Origin of the sequence: Vibrio sp. 10N.222.49.C9 (assembly GCF_041474985.1) — a bacterium.
In the GTDB taxonomy this organism is placed as follows: domain Bacteria; phylum Pseudomonadota; class Gammaproteobacteria; order Enterobacterales; family Vibrionaceae; genus Vibrio; species Vibrio crassostreae_C.
Window position 1 is genome coordinate 1 of record NZ_JBFRVD010001508.1, and the last position, 312, is coordinate 312.

Here is a 312-nt window from a genome sequence, read left to right on the forward strand (position 1 = left end):
GTTGAAGTAAACAAGGATGATGTGCGAGTGCAACTCAATAATGGCCTGCAAATGGTTGTTAAGGCGGAGCATCTTCGCGCTTAAAAGGAGTTTATCCTGCGAATGAAAATGCGTTCAAAGATTACGCTGATTGCAGCTAGCGTTATGCTAGCTGCCTCTGCAAATGCTGTCGAAGCAAACCTCACGGTAAAAGACTTACCTGTTCTCACCCCTGAAGTTCAGCATCAAACTGCTGCTAAACGAGTGACTTCACGTTTTACTCGCTCTCATTACAAGCAATTCAAATTAGACGATCAATTTTCAGCAGAGATT

2 pseudogenes are annotated in these 312 nt (G+C 43.3%); both read left to right on the forward strand.

The annotated features are described in order from the left end of the window. Window positions 1-84: pseudogene (locus tag AB4585_RS28980) on the forward strand (RNA chaperone ProQ); the annotation flags it as partial. An 18-nt stretch (window positions 85-102) separates the two neighbouring features. Beyond that, window positions 103-312 (forward strand): annotated as a pseudogene (locus tag AB4585_RS28985) (tail-specific protease); the annotation flags it as partial.